At 70.1% G+C, this 16,122-nt stretch carries 11 protein-coding genes and 2 pseudogenes; 8 read left to right on the forward strand and 5 right to left on the reverse strand.

Annotated elements, in window-relative coordinates; all coding sequences use genetic code 11:
- Positions 1-6: 6 nt before the first annotated feature.
- The 5 genes from G4G29_RS06585 to G4G29_RS06600 are packed head-to-tail and all read left to right on the forward strand — an operon-like array spanning position 7 to position 4,944.
- Entirely contained in the window at positions 7-1,020 is a 1,014-nt protein-coding gene (locus G4G29_RS06585) for an ABC transporter permease (RefSeq protein ID WP_183152230.1), read from the forward strand.
- Entirely contained in the window at positions 1,020-2,063 is a 1,044-nt protein-coding gene (locus tag G4G29_RS20585) for an ABC transporter permease (protein WP_202045600.1), read from the forward strand. Before G4G29_RS06585 ends, G4G29_RS20585 begins: the two co-directional genes overlap by 1 nt.
- Positions 2,024-2,956 carry an ABC transporter ATP-binding protein gene (locus G4G29_RS20590; RefSeq protein ID WP_202045602.1) on the forward strand — a complete coding sequence of 311 codons (933 nt, stop codon included), beginning with the start codon at positions 2,024-2,026 and terminating at the stop codon, positions 2,954-2,956. Before G4G29_RS20585 ends, G4G29_RS20590 begins: the two co-directional genes overlap by 40 nt.
- Positions 2,956-3,759: an ATP-binding cassette domain-containing protein gene (locus G4G29_RS06595; RefSeq protein ID WP_183152231.1), complete on the forward strand. Its 804-nt coding sequence runs from the start codon at positions 2,956-2,958 to the stop codon at positions 3,757-3,759. Before G4G29_RS20590 ends, G4G29_RS06595 begins: the two co-directional genes overlap by 1 nt.
- Positions 3,760-4,944, forward strand: a complete 1,185-nt coding sequence (locus G4G29_RS06600; protein WP_183152232.1) for a M20 family metallopeptidase — start codon at positions 3,760-3,762, stop codon at positions 4,942-4,944. It abuts the gene before it with no gap.
- 48 nt (positions 4,945-4,992) lie between these two features.
- Here G4G29_RS06600 and G4G29_RS06605 read toward each other — a convergent pair whose 3' ends face one another.
- From G4G29_RS06605 to G4G29_RS06615, 3 genes and pseudogenes are all read right to left on the reverse strand, one after another.
- Positions 4,993-6,384: a hypothetical protein gene (locus tag G4G29_RS06605; RefSeq protein ID WP_183152233.1), complete on the reverse strand. Its 1,392-nt coding sequence runs from the start codon at positions 6,382-6,384 to the stop codon at positions 4,993-4,995.
- Positions 6,384-7,850: a peptidase S10 gene (locus G4G29_RS06610; RefSeq protein ID WP_183152234.1), complete on the reverse strand. Its 1,467-nt coding sequence runs from the start codon at positions 7,848-7,850 to the stop codon at positions 6,384-6,386. Before G4G29_RS06610 ends, G4G29_RS06605 begins: the two co-directional genes overlap by 1 nt.
- 42 nt (positions 7,851-7,892) lie before the next feature.
- Positions 7,893-9,334 (reverse strand): annotated as a pseudogene (locus G4G29_RS06615) (helix-turn-helix domain-containing protein).
- A 109-nt stretch (positions 9,335-9,443) separates the two neighbouring features.
- On the opposite strand from G4G29_RS06615, the pseudogene G4G29_RS06620 reads away from it, so the two are divergent.
- Both G4G29_RS06620 and G4G29_RS06625 read left to right on the forward strand, forming a co-directional pair.
- Positions 9,444-11,305: pseudogene (locus G4G29_RS06620) on the forward strand (phosphoenolpyruvate carboxykinase (GTP)).
- Positions 11,306-11,503: 198 nt separating this feature from the next.
- A complete protein-coding gene (locus G4G29_RS06625; RefSeq protein ID WP_183152235.1) occupies positions 11,504-12,628 on the forward strand; it encodes a DUF4232 domain-containing protein in 1,125 nt (374 codons plus the stop codon).
- A 4-nt stretch (positions 12,629-12,632) separates the two neighbouring features.
- Here G4G29_RS06625 and G4G29_RS06630 read toward each other — a convergent pair whose 3' ends face one another.
- Both G4G29_RS06630 and G4G29_RS06635 read right to left on the reverse strand, forming a co-directional pair.
- A complete protein-coding gene (locus G4G29_RS06630) occupies positions 12,633-14,405 on the reverse strand; it encodes an ABC transporter ATP-binding protein (protein ID WP_244632475.1) in 1,773 nt (590 codons plus the stop codon).
- 190 nt (positions 14,406-14,595) lie between these two features.
- Entirely contained in the window at positions 14,596-14,802 is a 207-nt protein-coding gene (locus G4G29_RS06635; RefSeq protein ID WP_183152236.1) for an AsnC family protein, read from the reverse strand.
- Between the two features lie 519 nt (positions 14,803-15,321).
- On the opposite strand from G4G29_RS06635, the gene G4G29_RS06640 reads away from it, so the two are divergent.
- Positions 15,322-16,056 carry a DUF559 domain-containing protein gene (locus G4G29_RS06640; protein ID WP_183152237.1) on the forward strand — a complete coding sequence of 245 codons (735 nt, stop codon included), beginning with the start codon at positions 15,322-15,324 and terminating at the stop codon, positions 16,054-16,056.
- The last annotated feature ends 66 nt before the right edge of the window (positions 16,057-16,122 follow it).

Consider the following 16,122-nt stretch of genomic DNA (forward strand, 5'->3'; position numbering starts at 1 on the left):
AGCCGCATGCTGGACCACGCGTCCGCCAGAACGGATACCGTGGCGGTGTTTCTCCGGAAGCGCCGCCACGGCAACCCCTGGCTGAGATTCCTCCTGCGCCGCACCCTGCGGATGCTGGTGGCGATGTTCGTGATCATCGCGGTCGCGTTCTTCGTCCTCCGCGCATCCGGCGGCGACCCCGTCCGCGCCGCACTCGGCGCGACGGCCGACGAGGCCGTGGTCCAGGCGCGGCGCGATCAGCTCGGTCTCAACGACCCTCTGATCGTGCAGTTCTGGAACTATCTCACCGGCATCCTCCACGGGGATCTGGGTTCGTCCCTGATCACCGGCCGGTCGGTGTCCGAGCTCGTGCAGAACCGGCTGCCGGCGACGCTGGAGCTCGCCGGCATCTCCTTCCTGATCGTGCTGCTCGTGGCGATCCCGGTCGGCCTCGGGGTCGCGATCCTCACGCAGGGCAGCAGACGCCGGGGCGTCGAGGTGTCGTTCACAGGGATCACCGGCCTCATCGCCGCGATCCCCGAGTATCTCCTCGGCGTCGCGCTCGTCGTGGTCTTCGCGGTGGGACTGCACTGGTTCCCCGTCGCCGGACGCTCGGGCCCCGCCTCGTACGTGCTGCCGGTGCTGGCGATGACGGTCGCCTCGTGGGCGTCGCTGTCGCGCATCGCCCGCGTCGAGGCGCTGAACACGCTCTCCGACGACTACGTGCGCACGGCCCGCTCCAAGCGCATCCCCGCATCGTGGGTCTACTTCCGTCACGCGCTGCCGAACATGCTCACCGCGACTCTCACGATCGGCGGCACCCTGCTGTCGACCATGGTGGCGTCGAGCGTGCTCGTGGAGAAGGTGTTCAACTGGCCCGGCCTCGGCTCGGCCTTCGTCGACGCCATCGCCACGAAGGACTACGGCATCGTGCAGGGCCTGGCGCTCGTGTACGCCGCGATCATCCTCGTCATCACGCTCGCCGTCGACATCGTGCTGTCGCTCCTCGACCGGCGAACCACCCTCCTGGAGACGACCTGATGCGCTCGATCCTCACCTTCCTGCGCAACCCCCTCGGCGCGATCAGCGCCGTGATGGTGCTCGTGCTCGTGTTCCTGGCGCTGTTCGCCCCGGAGATCTGGGGTCCGCAGGCGACGCAGACCGACACATCCGCACTCCTGCAGGGGCCGAGCGACGCGCACCCGCTCGGCACCGACGGACTGGGCAGGGACCTGCTGCTGCGCACCCTCGTCGCGACACGACTGTCGCTCGGCATGGCACTGATCGCCACCGTGATCGGACTCGTGTTCGGTCTGCTGCTCGGCGCCCTGCCCTCCGTGCTCGGACCCCGCGTGCAGCGGCTGTTCAGCTCGATCATCAGCACCTGGCTGGCCTTTCCCGTGCTGCTGGTCGCGATGCTGACCGTGATCCTCCTCGGGCCGAGCTCGACGTCGGCGGTGATCGCTCTCGGCCTCACGATGGTGCCCTCGTTCGCCCGCCTCGCGCAGACCCTGTCGTCGCGCGTCGGCGGCTCCGAATATCTCGCGGCGGCGCGGATGATGGGCGTCTCGCGCGGGCGGCAGTTCACCCGCTACGTGCTCCCGAACATCGCGGAGCCCATCATCGTCAACGTCACGCTCTCGATCGGAGGAGGGCTCCTCGCGCTGTCGAGCCTGAGCTTCCTCGGTGTCGGCGTGCAGCCGCCGGACTACGACTGGGGGCGGATGCTGAGCGAGGCGTTCGATCAGGCGTACACGAACCCGACCGCGGTCGTGGGCCCAGGTGTCGCCGTGGTCTTCGCGGGCGTCGCCTTCGGGACGCTCGGCGAGTCGCTCGCCGCCCACCTGCGCAGCCACGGCAGAGGGAGCGTGCTGTCGCGCCGCAAGCTCGGACCGGCGCCGCGTGTGCCGCAGCGCGAGAGCGTGCCGGACGAGGGTGCGCTGCTCGTCGTCGACGGACTCTCGGTGTCGTTCCCCTCGCCGTCCGGATGGGTGCGCCCGGTGCAGGACGTGACCTTCTCGGTGGCGCCGGGGAGATCGTCGGCGTGGTCGGCGAATCCGGCAGCGGCAAGTCGGTCGCGCTGATGGCGATCGCCCAGCTCTCCGCCGCGGGTGCCGCCGTGACCGCGCAGCGACTGCGCTTCGACGGCGACGATCTGCTCGACCTCCCGCCCGCCGTGATGAAGAAGCGGCTCGGCACCAAGATCGGCGTCGTCTTCCAGGACTCGCTCACGGCCCTCAACCCTGCACTGCGCGTGGGCACGCAACTCGCCGAGATCCCGCGCTTCCACGCGAAGAGCGGGCGGGCGGCCGCGCAGGCTGCGGCGGTCGCCGCGTTGGACGATGTCGCGATCGACGAGCCGCAGCGGCGGGCGCGACAGTTCCCGCACGAGTACTCGGGCGGGATGCGGCAGCGTGCGCTCATCGCGATGTCGCAGATCGGCAAGCCACGCCTCATCATCGCCGACGAGCCGACCACGGCGCTCGACGTCACGGTGCAGCAGCGCGTGCTCGCGCTGCTGCGTCGGGAGTGCGAGGAGACCGGTGCGGCGGCGATCGTGGTGTCGCACGACATCGCGGTCCTCGCCGAACTCTGCCAGCGGATCCTCGTGATGTACGCGGGGCGCATCGTGGAGGACGTGGATGTGCGCCTGCTCGCGACGCCGGAGAAGCTCGCGCACCCCTACACGCGGGCGCTCGCGGAGTCGCTGCCCGACCTCGACACCGACCGCGTCCAGCCGCTCGCGACCATTCCGGGCGAGCCGCCCGACCTGTCGCTGCCGCTCGTCGGCTGCGGTTTCGCCCCGCGATGCCCGTTCGCGACGGCGCAGTGCCGCGCGGTGACGCCGGAGCCGGTGGCGCACGGCCACGGCGGACGCGTCGCCTGCTGGCATCCCCAGGACGGGGTGCCGATCGAGGGCATCCTCGGAGAGCCGGTCGTCCTGACGGGCACCCAGAACACGCAGGAGGTGCGCTGATGGCCGCACTCGTCGTCGAAGATCTGGTCGTGACCTTCGGGCACGGCGACTCCTCGTTCAACGCCGTGGACGGCGTCTCGCTCACGGTGCCGCACGGCAGCATCGTCGGCCTGGTGGGGGAGTCCGGGTCGGGGAAGTCGACGATCGCGCGGGTGATCGCCGGTCTCCAGCCGGCGACGGCCGGCCGGCTGCTGCTCGACGGCGAAGAGCTGCGTCCGGCGACCGGTCGACAGCGCCTCACACGCGCCCGCGACGTGCAGATGATCTTCCAGGATCCGTACTCCTCGCTCAATCCGCGCATGACCATCGGCGCCACGCTCGACGAGGCCCTCTCCCTCCACGGCACCGGGAACGCCAAGGAGCGCGCGGCCGGTGTGAAGGAGTTGCTGCGCCTGGTGCGGCTCAAGCCGGGCACGGCCGACCAGTACCCCTCGCAGCTGTCCGGCGGCATGCGGCAGCGCGTCGCTATCGCACGGTGCCTCGCCGTGAAGCCCCGGCTCATCATCGCCGACGAGATCACCTCCGCCCTCGACGCCTCCGTGCAGGGTGCGGTGCTCAACCTGGTGCGCGAGCTGCAGCGTGAGCTCGAGCTGTCGGTGCTCTTCATCACCCACAACCTCGCCGCGGTGCGCTACATCGCCGACACGACGGCCGTGATGCGCAAGGGCAGGATCGTGGAGCACGGCGACGCCGACGAGATCGTGTCGAACCCCCAGCACACCTACACGCAGTCCCTCGTGGCCGCCATCCCGCGCATCCAGAACGCGGGGACCGACCACCTCCTGCACGCGATCGGATCCTGAATGCCCCTGCTCGACGACGCCCGCGACCTGCTCCCCGGACTCGTGGCCCTCCGCCGCGCGATCCACGCCGACCCCGAGCTCGGGCTCGAGCTGCCCCGCACGCAGCGCCGGGTGCTCGACGCCCTGGAGCCGCTCGGCGTCGAGGTCACGCTCGGGAACGGCCTGAGCTCGATCGCCGCCGTGATCCGCGGGGCCCACCCCGGTCCCACCGTGCTGCTGCGCGCCGACATGGACGCGCTTCCGCTCACCGAAGACACCGGGCTCGACTATGCCGCGTCCGGCGAACGCATGCATGCGTGCGGGCACGACCTGCACGTGGCCGGTCTCGTCGGAGCGGCGCAGCTGCTCGCGGCCCGGCGTCAGGAGCTGCATGGCGACGTGCTGCTGATGTTCCAGCCGGGTGAGGAGCTCGGCGACGGGGCGTCGCGGATGCTCGGGGAGGGCCTGCTCGACGTGACCGGTTCCCGTCCGGTCGCCGCCTTCGGCATCCACGTGGTGCCGGGCGAGTTCGGGGTGTTCTCGACGAGGGCTGGTGCTCTGATGGCGGGAGCGATCGAGGTGGAGGTCACGATCACCGGATCGGGCGGGCACGCCTCGGCACCGCACCTCACACGCGACCCGGTGCCGGTGGCGGCCGAGCTCGTCACGGCACTGCAGTCGTTCGTCACGCGGCGCTTCGACGTGTTCGACCCGGTGGTGCTGAGCGTCACACAGCTGCACGCCGGTGGGCCTGCACGCAACATCATCTCCGACACCGCGTCGCTCGTCGCCTCTGTGCGCGTGCTGTCGCACGAGAACAGCGCCCGCGTCCAGGCGGAGATCCCCGCCCTGGTGCAGGAGCTGGCTGCGGCGCACGGCTGCACCGCGACGGTCGACGTGACGCTGCTGTGCGCCCCCACCGTGAACGATGTGCAGGCGGTCGAGCACGTGCGCACCACCCTGCAGGGACTGTTCGGCGAGGAGCGGGTGTGGGAGACCGCGCACCCGGTCATGGGGTCGGAGGACTTCTCGTTCGTATTGGAACAGGTCCCCGGTGCGTTCCTGTTCCTGCGCGCGACCCCGGAGGACGTCGACCTCGAGACGGCCGCACCGAACCATTCGCCGACGGTCGTGTTCGACGACGCGGTGCTCGCCGATCAGGCGGCCGCGCTCGCCGCGTTCGCCCTCGGTCGGCTCACGGCCTGAACGGGGCGGGCATGCGCCGTGCCGCGGTCGCCGCAGTCGCCGCGATGCTCACCGCGTGAGGAATGCCCGCAGGTCGCCGTTCAGTCGCGCCGCCACGTCGGGGTCGCTGTACATCATGTGACCGGCCCGATACCAGTGCGATTCGGTGCGCTCGCGGGGCAGCCCGAAGTGCCGCAGCAGATGGTCGGCGGCCCCCACAGTGGTCAGTGCGTCGTACACCCCGGTGCCGATGAAGAGTCGCGCATGCGGGTTCTGCTTCATCCATCGCGACAGCCGCGCGGGGTAGGGGTAGGTGTGGAACGGCGACGGTCGGCCGTAGGTGGGGAACGCGGCGCCGCCCTGCTCCTGCCAGTCCCAGTGGCGGCCGGCCTCCGTGTCGACGACCCGGTACGGACGTGCGGAGTCGTCGCCGAACACGTCGTGCCGCAGGCGCGACAGCCCGGTGACGTAGCGCGGGGAGAGCGCGGTGTCGGCGGGATCGTGGTCGAGCTCCCCGAAGCGGCGGTCGGCGGCGGGGGCGCGGTATCGACTGTCCGTCACGCCCAGCACCTGGCCCGCGAGCAGCCGTTCGCGGAAGTCGGTCTTGCTGATCCACAGTCGGTCGCGCACGAGCTCCTCGGCCGGGATGCCGATCATCGCGGACAGCCGTTCGGCGACGGCATCCCGGTCGGCCGCGGGCAGCTCATCGCCCTGCAGCATGGCCGCGGCCAGATCGCCGCGCGCGAAGTCGAGGGCGTCCTCGGTGGCGTCCTCGACCGTCGCATGCCGGCGCGATCCGATGCCGTGGTACCAGGCGGTGGCGGCCTTGTAAGGCAGGTTGGCGAGGGCGCCGACGATGCTGCCGGGGCGATCCTGCGTCTCCTGGATGTTCACGGCTTGACCGAGCAGGGCGATCCCGGCCAGCGGTGCGGTGTCCATGCCGTGCGGGTTCGTCGCCAGGAACGCCGCGCGCAGCGTGCCGTAGCTCTCGCCGAGGAAGTACGTCGGCGCGTCCCAGCGGCCGTGCCGGTCGCGCCAGTCGCCGATCGCGGCCGCGATCGCGTCGGCGTCGCCCTCCACGGTGCGCAAGAGCGCGTGGTCGGCGTCGTCTGCGAAGGTGCCGAAGCCCGTGCCCGGTGCGTCGAGGAACACCAGGTCGGCGACGTCGAGGATGCTCGACGGGCTCTCCTCGATGCCGTACGGCGGCTGACCGGCGTCGTCCGGGTCCACGGGGATGCGCGCCCGCCACGGCCCGATTCCGCTCAGGTGCAGGTAGATCGACGAGACACCGGGCCCGCCGTTGGTGAGGAACACGACCGGCCGGCCGGGGGCATTCACCGTGTAGCTGAACGCCGACAGCGTGCCCTGGCGCGTGCCGTCGGAGCGCCGCAGCGGCAGCTCCTCCACCCGTGCGACGTACTCCAGCTCGCCGAGCCGGCCCGTCGTCTCGCGCGCGCTCATCAGCGCGCTGTGGCGTCGCGGTAGAACGCGTCGAGGTCGCTCTTCATCTTCTGCACCGCGTCCTCGTCGACGAATGTCATGTGTCCGGATTCGTAGAACGTGAAGCGGATGTTCTCTCGCAGCGACGGCGCGAGGTACAGGTGCGCCACGTCGATCTCGGGTCCGAAGAACGGCGTCGCGAGGTCGTAGTAGCCGCCCATCACGAACACCCGGAGGTTCGGGTTGCGCCGAACGGCGGCGGAGAGGTCGAGCGACACATCCGGCACGAGCTGGGGTGCGTCGACGCCCGGCGCCTTGTGCTTCCAGTCCCACGCGCGGGAGATGGGCATGTTGTGCAGGTGCCGGTAGTGCAGGTCGCTCGTGAAGCCGATGTCCTCGACGAGATGCGCACGGTAGGTCGACAGGTGTGCGCTGTTGACCCCGGCGGTCGCCGCGTCGTCCGTCGCGGGGTCGTGCGAGCCGCCGCCGACCACGTACTGGTGTTCGGCCGTGAACCGGGTGTCGAAGCGGCCGATCACACGTCCTTCGTCGGCCAGCAGCGCGTAGCGGAAGGGCTCCATGCCGATGCGGAAGTGGTTCTTCTTCAGGAGCGCGGCGTCGAGGCCGATCAGGGCGCTCATCCGTTCGGCGACCTCGTCCTCGACCTCGGGCGAGATCAGGTCGCCCTGCAGCAGCGCCGCCGCGAACGGTCCCTGGGCGAAGGCCCTCGCCTCCTCCAGGAACGGCTCGAGCTCCTCGTGGGCCGTGCGCGCCCTGCCGTGGTACCAGGCCGTGGCGGCGAACGAGGGGAGCAGGTTGATGTACTCGCGGGGGCCGCCGAGGTTGCTCTCTCCCCAGTTGAGCACGGTCGACAGCAGCACGACGCCGTTGAAGTCGAGGCCCTGGTTCTGCAGACGGTGCACGAGGGACGCGGCGCGCGTGGTGCCGTAGGACTCGCCGAACAGGAAGCGCGGGGCGTTCCACCGGTCGGTGATCGTCAGCCAGCGGGTGATCGCTCGGGCGAACGCGTCGACGTCCTGGTCGACGCCCCACACGTCGGACGCTGTCGCATCGCCGCTCAGTCGGGAGTATCCGGTGCCGGGTGCGTCGATGAACACGAGGTCGGACTCGGTGAGCAGCGTGTGCGGGTTGTCGCCCGTGACGTAGGGCGCGGGCGGGGTCGCCCGCGGCGTGTTGGTGGGCGTGCGTCGCGGACCGAAGCCGCCGATGTTGAGCCAGAGACTCGCCGAACCGGGCCCGCCGTTGAAGAGGAAGGTGACGGGCCGCACGGGCGCCCCCTCCTCTCGATCCGCGACGTACGAGGTGTAGAACACGCTGGCGAGCGGCCGGTGCTCGTCGTCGCGCACGATCACCGTGCCGGCGCCCGCGGCGTAGTCGATCGAGCGTCCTCCTGCGGTGATGCGGTGGCGGCGCGAGGTGAACGTCTCGATGTCGGCGTCTGCGGCGGCGGGGGTCTGCTCGGTCACGGGGCTCCCTCGGGATCAATGAGTGAATTGAATATATCTTAATCACTCACTGGCGTGACGTCCGAGGAAGTTGTAGACCTCGTTGTCGTCCACGCCGGGGAACGCCCCGCGCGGCAGCGGCGAGAACATGTGGGTGTGCACGCGCGCGCTCGGCCAGGCCTTCCCGTTCCAGCGTTCCGTCAGCTCGGTGGAGGGGCGACGGCAGCAGGATTCGTCGGGGCAGGTCGACACGGCGCGATCGTTCGTCTCGCGTCCACGCCACCAGCGCGCGTCGTCGAACGGCACTCCGACGGTGACCGAGAACTCGCCGTCGGTCGAGGAGCCGGTCTGCGTCGAGCACCAGAACGTGCCGGAGGGCGTATCGGTGTACTGGTGGTGCTCGACCGTGCGGTTCTGCTGCGTGAACGCCGCGCGGGCCTGGAACTTGCGGCACACGCGCTGCCCCTCGACGGCGCCCGTGACGTCCATCGGCAGCGGCAGGTCGTCGTTCTCGTACACGCGGGTGATCGCGCCGGTGGAGTCGACGCGCAGGAAGTGCAGCGACATGCCGAGGTGCTGCGTGAGCAGATTGGTCATCCGCATGCCCGCGGCTTCGTGCGTGACCCCGAATCCGTCGCGGAAGTCCTCGACCGCGAGGTTGCGGTCCTTCTTCGCCTGCTGCAGGAAGGCGACGGCCGCGGTCTCCGGCATGAGGCAGCACGCGGCGAAGTAGTTGATCTCCAGGCGCTGCTGCAGGAAGTCGGCGTAGTCGGTGGGCGGGGTGTGTCCGAGCAGCCGGTGCGCCATGGCCTGCAACGCCATGGATCGCAGTCCGTGTCCGCCGGGGATCGATGCGGGCGGCAGGTAGATGCGTCCGTTCTCGAGGTCGGTCACCGACCGGGTGGAGTGGGGGAGGTCGTTGACGTAGATCAGCTCGAAGCCGAGCTTCTCGGCCATGATGCTCACGGTGCGGTGCGTGAGTGCGCCCTGCGTGTGGCCCGCTGCCTTGAGCTGCTTCTCGGCGAGCCGCTCGATGTCGGGGAGGTAGTTGTTCTGGGCGCGCATGCGCAGTCGCAGCTCGGTGTTGGCGCGTCGCGCCTCCTCTGGCGTCGCGATGGCTTCGCGCTCGCGGCGCTCCAGCTCGTGGTGCAGGCCGAGGATCGATTCGATCGTCTCGTCGCTCATGCCCTTCGTGACGCGCACGGGCGCGATGCCGAGCTGCCGGAACAGCGGACTCTCCTGCGCCCGCTCGAGGGCGATCTCGAGTGCGGCACGTCGATTCGGGGTTCGCCCGAGATGAGGTCGGTCACCTCGGTCTTCGTGGCCTGGGCGATCGCCTGCAGGAGCGACAGCTTGGGCTCGCGCTTGCCGTTCTCGATGAGGCTCAGCTGCGAACCGGCGACGCCGACGAGGGCGCCGAGCTCGTCGAGCGTGTACCCGTTGTCCAGCCGGTGGTGCCGGATGCGATGACCGAGAGTCGTGAGGTGGATGCCGGAGGACGCCATTGTTTGAGTCTAGCGAAAGAATCGTGATTCTTATCGCCCGGATTGGCGAAAACTTCCCCAGGAGTGCGAAGAAGATGGATGCAACGCCCCACACATCTAAGGAGCAGTCATGGCCATGGCCGAAGTCTTCACGCCCCGCACGTCTCCCGTCTCCGCGACGCGCACGTTCGGCACGGCGCCGACGTATGACACTCCCGCGATGGCGGAGCTGGCCGCGTGGGTCGAGGAGATCCGCGAGCTCACCCAGCCCGACGCCGTGCACTGGGTCGACGGCTCGCGCGCCGAGAACGACTGGCTGCTGCGCGGACTCGTCGACGAGGGCAAGCTCATCAAACTGAACCCCGAATGGCGTCCCGGTTCCTTCCTGGCTCGCTCGCACCCCAGCGACGTCGCCCGCACCGAGGGTCGCACGTTCATCGCCTCGGAGCGCGAGGAAGACGCCGGCCCCACGAACAACTGGGCCGCTCCCGCCGAGATGCACGCGAAGATGGACGAGATCTTCGAGGGCTCGATGCGCGGTCGCACCATGTACGTCGTGCCCTTCTCCATGGGTCGCGTCGGCGGTCCCCTCTCGCACATCGGCGTGCAGATCACCGACAGCGCATACGCGGTGGCCTCGATCGGCATCATGACGCGCGTCGGCGACGAGGTCACTCGTCAGATCGCCGAGGGTGCGCCCTGGGTCAAGACCGTGCATTCGGTCGGTGCGCCGCTCGCCGCCGGTGAGCCCGACGTCGAGTGGCCATGCAACGACGACAAGTACATCGTGCACTTCCCGGAGACGCTCGAGGTCTACTCCTACGGCTCGGGCTACGGCGGCAACGCGATCCTCGCGAAGAAGTGCTTCGCGTTGCGCATCGCCTCCGTGATCGCCCGCGACGAGGGCTGGCTCGCCGAGCACATGCTCCTCATCCGCGTGATCGACCCGCAGGGCAAGGCCTACCACGTGGCCGCCGCGTTCCCCTCGGCGTGCGGCAAGACGAACCTCGCGATGCTGCGCCCGACGATCCCCGGCTGGAAGGTCGAGACCCTCGGTGACGACATCGCCTGGATCCGACCGGGGAGGACGGTCGCCTCTGGGCCATCAACCCCGAGGCCGGCTTCTTCGGCGTCGCGCCGGGCACCGGCGAGTCGACCAACGTCACCGCGGTCGAGACCCTGTGGGGCAACACCATCTTCACGAACGTCGCGCTCCGACCCGACGGCGACGTCTGGTGGGAAGGCCTGACCGACGAGGCGCCCGCGAACCTGATCGACTGGGAGGGCAACGAGTGGACGCCCGACTCCGGTCGCCCGGCCGCACACCCCAACTCGCGCTTCACGGTGTCGGCGGCACAGTGCCCGCAGATCTCCGAGGACTGGGAAGAGGCCGTGCCGCTCGACGTCATCCTCTTCGGCGGACGCCGCGCCAGCAACGTGCCGCTCGTGGTCGAGGCGACCGACTGGACGCACGGCGTCTTCCTGGGCTCGAACATCTCGTCCGAGCGCACCGCCGCGGCCGAGGGCACCGTGGGCGAGCTGCGCCGCGACCCGTTCGCGATGCTCCCGTTCTGCGGCTACAACATGGCGGACTACTTCGGGCACTGGCTCTCGGTGGGCCGGGGGCTCCGCTTCGACCGCGCGCCGCGCATCTTCCAGGTGAACTGGTTCCGCCGCGGTGCGGACGGCCGCTTCCTGTGGCCCGGCTTCGGCGACAACTCGCGCGTCGTGGACTGGATCATCCGTCGCGTCGCCGGCGACGTGCCCGCGGTCGACAGCCCGATCGGACGCCTGCCGCGCGTGGACGACCTCAACCTCGACGGACTCGATCTCCCCGCCGCCGACCTCGACGAGCTGTTCTCGGTCGACGCGGAGGCCTGGAAGACCGAGGCCGACCTGACCGAGGAGTTCTACGACACGTTCGGCGACAAGGTCCCCGCGGCGCTGCGCGCCGAGCTGGCTTCGCTGCGCTACCGCCTCGCGAAGGCGTAGCCCACAGACCGGTGCCGGTTCGGGGGAGCCGGCACCTTGGGGCCCCACGCCCCGCAGATCCGCGAAGGCGGGACATCCGAGACGAACCCATGGCTGAGTGGTCTCAGACGTCCCGCCTTCGTGTTGTCGGGAACACCCGCGTCGCGACGATAGGGTCGTGACATCCGCGCGTCTGCGGATTCGTGCGGGGGGAATGCGATGCGGCGAGGTCTGATCGGTGGAGCGGTGCTCGCCGTCCTGTGGTTCGTGTGCGGATGGGTCCCGTACTTCCTGTCGGCGGCAGGCGGGAGCCTGGCGACGCTGGCGCAGCTGATCCCGTCACCGATGGGCAGAGGCGTCTTCGGCAGTCCGCTCCTGTGGGCCGTCATCGTGCAGCTGCTCATGGCGACGGTGCTCGTCACGGGTTTCGCCGTGCTCTCCACGAGGCTCTCCGCAGGTCGCGCGTCGTTCGCCGGTGGCTGGCTCGCGGCGGTCCTGAGCGCCTTCGCCATCGGAGCCGCCCTCGATCTGGGCAGCTTCTTCACGTGGGTGGGCAGTTTCGGGATCGGAGGAGCCGTCGGCACCATGGGCGCCGCATCCGAGTCGACCTGGTGGGCCGTGGTCGTTGGGTGGCTCCCGGCTCTCGTGAGCATGCGGCGGCGTCCGATGCCCGACACCGAACCGGTGCCCCCTCGCGCGTCTCGCGCGACCGGGTCGCTCGTCGTGTCGCTGGTGGCGGTGCTCGCGCTGATCCTGCTCCCCATCGCGGCCGAAGCCGGCGCCGCCGCCACGCAGGAGCGACTGCGCGAGGAACAGGCCACAGCGCAGGGGAGGCCGATCCGAGCGGCGCAGCGGCCCCTGACCCGTCCGCAGCGGGAGAACCGGTCCCGACGGCGGCACCCGCGGAAGGCTCGGCCGCGGAGGGGGCGCACCGCCGAGAGCACGACGATCCTCGCTCCCGCGCCCGACGGCGCGACGGGCCATAGGGGACAGTCGCTGTCGCTCGTGAACGTCTCGGACGAGACGTGCGTCATCGAGGGGTATCCCGACGTCGCGTACGGCGACCAGAACGGGCACCTCCTCGACGTGTCGGTCGAACACGGCCGCTCATTCATGGCGGAGGATCCGGGGGCCGCGCCGATCACCCTCCAGCCCGGGGAGTCGGCCTCGGCGGTGCTCGGATGGGACGCGAACTCGGAGCAGGGGCAGCTCGCCGCCCGCAGCCTGTGGATCGCCGTGGCCCCAGGGCAGGAGAGACTCTCCTGGGAGATGCCGCTCGACATCATCCAGGGCGCGACCGTTCATGTCACGGCATGGCAGGCCGCAGCGCCCCCGGAAGGCTGACTCCTCAGGCGAGCAGCTGGTGCCTGGCGAGATCGCGGTACAGGGGCGTCGACTCCACGAGTTCGGCGTGCGTGCCCTGACCGACCACGGCGCCGTCCTGCAGCACCACGATCAGGTCGCTGTCCACGACGGTCGAGAGGCGGTGCGCGATGACGACGAGCGTCCGGTCGGTGGACACCGCGTCGATGGCCTCGCGCATGCGCTGCTCGTTCACCCCGTCGAGTGACGACGTCGACTCGTCGAGCAGCAGGATGGGGGCATCCGTGAGCAGGGCGCGCGCGATCGCGAGACGCTGACGCTCGCCGCCCGACAGCATCACGCCGTCTTCTCCGACGGGTGCGTCGACGCCGAGGGGGTTGCGCTCGAGCACGTCCGCGAGGTTCACCGCGCGCAGCACGCGCTCGCAGTCCGCGTCGGAGGCGTCGGGGGATGCGAGCTGGAGGTTCTCCGCCAGCGTGCCGGCGAGAGTGGGGGCATCCTGCTCGACGTACCCGAAGTGGGCGCGGAGCTCGTCACGAGGGTAGGTGCGCGCGTCGTGGCCGGCGACGCGGATCGACCCTCCGGTCGGGTCGTAGAAGCGCTCGATGAGCGAGAGGATCGTGCTCTTGCCCGCACCGCTCGGACCGACCAGGGCGACGCGGGCGCCCCTCGGAACGGCGAAGGAGACCCCGCGCAGCACCTCATGGTCCTCGACGGCAGGGGCGGCATCCTCCGCGGACTCCAGGTGGGCGTCGGCGAGCAGGGTCCTGGCCTCCTTCGCCGCAGCCTGGCGGGCGGCCACGACGTTGGCGGGGTAGTGGAAGCGCACGTCGCGGAACTCGATAGCCGGTGCATCCGGAGCGGGTTCCTCCCGAGGGACGGTGGCGGCGATGGCGGCGTCGTCCTGCGACTCGGTCGGCAGGTCGAGCACCTCCTGGATGCGGCCGAGGGCGCCGAGCGCCTGATTCACGGAGGTGATCGCGCCGAAGGTCGTCGCGAGGGGCATCACGAGCAGGAACAGGAACATGATGAACGAGATCAGCGAGGCGATGGTGATCGCCCCTGCGGCGACCCGGAACCCGCCGACACCCAGGACCACGAGCAGTGACAGCTGCAGCGCGATACCCGAGACGGGCACGACGAGGGAGGAGATCTTGGCGATGCGCACGCCGATGCCGTAGGTCTCCGACGCGAGGTCCGTCACCGCGGCGGCCTCTCGCTCTGTCGCCCCGGAGGCGCGGATGGTGCGGATCGAGCCGATCGCGCGCTCCACGCCGGACGCCAGCTCGCCGACCTTCATCTGCTGCGCCGTCGACGCGGTGCGGATGCGTCCGCTGAGCAGTACGACCACGGTGACCGAGATGCCGATCACGACCACGATGAGCAGCAGCAGCACGGGGTCGATCACCAGCATCGCGATGAGCGCACCGAGGAAGAGCACGGCGCTGCCGACGGCATCCGCGAGGCCTTGGGTGAGCACGGCGTACAGCAGCGTCGTGTCGGTGCCGACGCGCGAGACGAGGTCACCGGTGCGGCGGGCATCGAACTCCGAGGTGGGAAGGTGCAGGATCCGTGCGATGAGCTTGCGACGGCTCGAGTACACGACCGCGGTCCCGGTGCGCTGCAGCAGATAGTGCTGGAAGCCGGAGATGACCGACGACACGATCACGAAGCCGACCAGGAGCCACACCAGGATGCCGATCCCGGTGTCGGACTGCACGGCTTCGATCACCTGACCGACGAGCAGCGGCTGCACGAGCGAGGTCGCGGCGCCGACGACGCTGAGCACGGCGACCACGATGAGGGTGCGCTTGTGCTCGAACAGGAAGGGGAGGAGCTGGCGGAAGGTGGCGCGGGGCCTTCGGGCTGTGCGCCACGGCCGCGGCGGCGTGCGGTCGCGGAACCGGACATGGGTGACCTCGATCTGGAGATGGTACTTCGACCGTACTTCGTGCGCGCTCGAATCCTATGGGCGGGCTGTATGCGGTTCAGGAACGGCCGAATCGGCGATGCGCCGCCTGCTTGCTCACGCCCAGTGCGCTCGCGATCGCCTGCCACGAGTATCCGAGGTTGCGGGCGCGGCGCACGTTCGCCTCCTCGGCGCGGGCGATCTCTTTGCGGGTCTCGGCGAGCCGGTGCAGGGTGGCGAGCGGCTCGCCCCCGTCATCCTGACTCCTCAGTGTCGGCAGTGTCATCGGAACCTCCTGCGTCAATACTCATTGACGCACGGCCGCTTTGTCAACACGCATTGACCCCTCCCGTGCCCTCGTGCCCTCGTGCTCTCGTGCTCTCGTGCCCTCGTGCTCTCGTGCCCCGTGCCCCGTGCCCCGTGCTCCCGTGCCCCGTGCTCCGGTCCTCGCTTCGGAGGAGATCCGCGCTTCGGAGGGTGCTTGAGCGCATTCGGCCCTCCCTTGCGCAGATCTCCTCCGTTGCGCAGATCTCCTCCGTTGCGCAGATCTCCTCCGTTGCGCAGATCTCCTCCGGTGCGCAGATCTCCTCCGATGTGAAGGCATCCGAGGGCCAGCGCTCCCCCTGCACATCCTGGTGTGCCCACGAGTTCTCCGCCGCCGCCGCCGCAGCCTCGCCGGCGCCCGCATGCGCGCCCCGCCGCGCTGACACGGTGAGGGGATGCGGAGACGACTTCCGACACCGGAGCACGTGGGGTCATGACCGTACGCTCACTCATCGAGGCCGGAATAACGCGGGATGCCGTCATGAGGGGAATCGCGCGTGGGGAGCTGATCCGCGTGCGACGCGGATGGGTGAGCACACCGGAAGCGGATCCGATGCTCGTCGCGGCGGCGAGGGCGGGAGTGATGGTGAGCTGCATCACCCAGGCACAGCGGCTCGGCCTCTGGGTGATCGACGACGGTCGCACTCACGTGGCTGCGCGTCCTCATGCCGGCAGGGTGCACGTACAGGCGCACGTCCACTGGGAACGACCGGTCGTCCCACGAGAGCCCGCACTCCTCGAAGACCCGATCGAGAACGTCCTGGGGATCGTCGCGCGATGTCAGCCGAGAGACGCGGCCCTCGCGGTGTGGAACTCCGCCCTCCGCGCGGGCCTCGTCGACCTGCAGCTGCTGCGCAGTCTCCCTCTTCCCCTACGGGCGCGGGAGCTTCTCGACGAGGCGACGCCCTTCGCGGATTCCGGCTTGGAGAGCATCGTGGTTCCTCGTCTGCGGTGGCTCCAGCTGCCGCTCCGTCGTCAGGTCTGGATCCTCGGCCATCGGGTCGATCTGCTCATCGGCGACCGCCTCGTGCTGCAGATCGACGGCGGACACCACGTCGGCCCGCAGCGCTCGGAGGACATCGACCACGACGCGCGGCTGATGCTCCGCGGCTATCACGTCATCCGGGTGGGGTACGAGCAGGTGATGAACCACTGGCCCCAGGTGCAGGAGCTCATCATGCGGGCGGTGGCGCAAGGGCTGCACCGCGCTTCGTGACGTCCATGCCGCACCGCCCGTGGCGTGCTCCCGTGCGTGACCTCGTGGCGTCGCGCATGCGGATGG

It is taken from the genome of Microbacterium sp. Se63.02b, from assembly GCF_014171575.1.
In the GTDB taxonomy this organism is placed as follows: Bacteria; Actinomycetota; Actinomycetes; order Actinomycetales; family Microbacteriaceae; genus Microbacterium.

Coding starts and splice junctions, on each gene's coding strand:
- G4G29_RS20585 (WP_202045600.1), top strand. CDS start 1,020: ATGCGCTCGATCCTCACCTTCCTGCGCAACCCCCTCGGCGCGATCAGC.
- G4G29_RS06605 (WP_183152233.1), bottom strand. CDS start 6,384: ATGAGCGCGCGCGAGACGACGGGCCGGCTCGGCGAGCTGGAGTACGTC.
- G4G29_RS06595 (WP_183152231.1), top strand. CDS start 2,956: ATGGCCGCACTCGTCGTCGAAGATCTGGTCGTGACCTTCGGGCACGGC.
- G4G29_RS06600 (WP_183152232.1), top strand. CDS start 3,760: ATGCCCCTGCTCGACGACGCCCGCGACCTGCTCCCCGGACTCGTGGCC.
- G4G29_RS06635 (WP_183152236.1), bottom strand. CDS start 14,802: ATGACACTGCCGACACTGAGGAGTCAGGATGACGGGGGCGAGCCGCTC.
- G4G29_RS06585 (WP_183152230.1), top strand. CDS start 7: ATGCTGGACCACGCGTCCGCCAGAACGGATACCGTGGCGGTGTTTCTC.
- G4G29_RS06640 (WP_183152237.1), top strand. CDS start 15,322: ATGAGGGGAATCGCGCGTGGGGAGCTGATCCGCGTGCGACGCGGATGG.
- G4G29_RS06625 (WP_183152235.1), top strand. CDS start 11,504: ATGCGGCGAGGTCTGATCGGTGGAGCGGTGCTCGCCGTCCTGTGGTTC.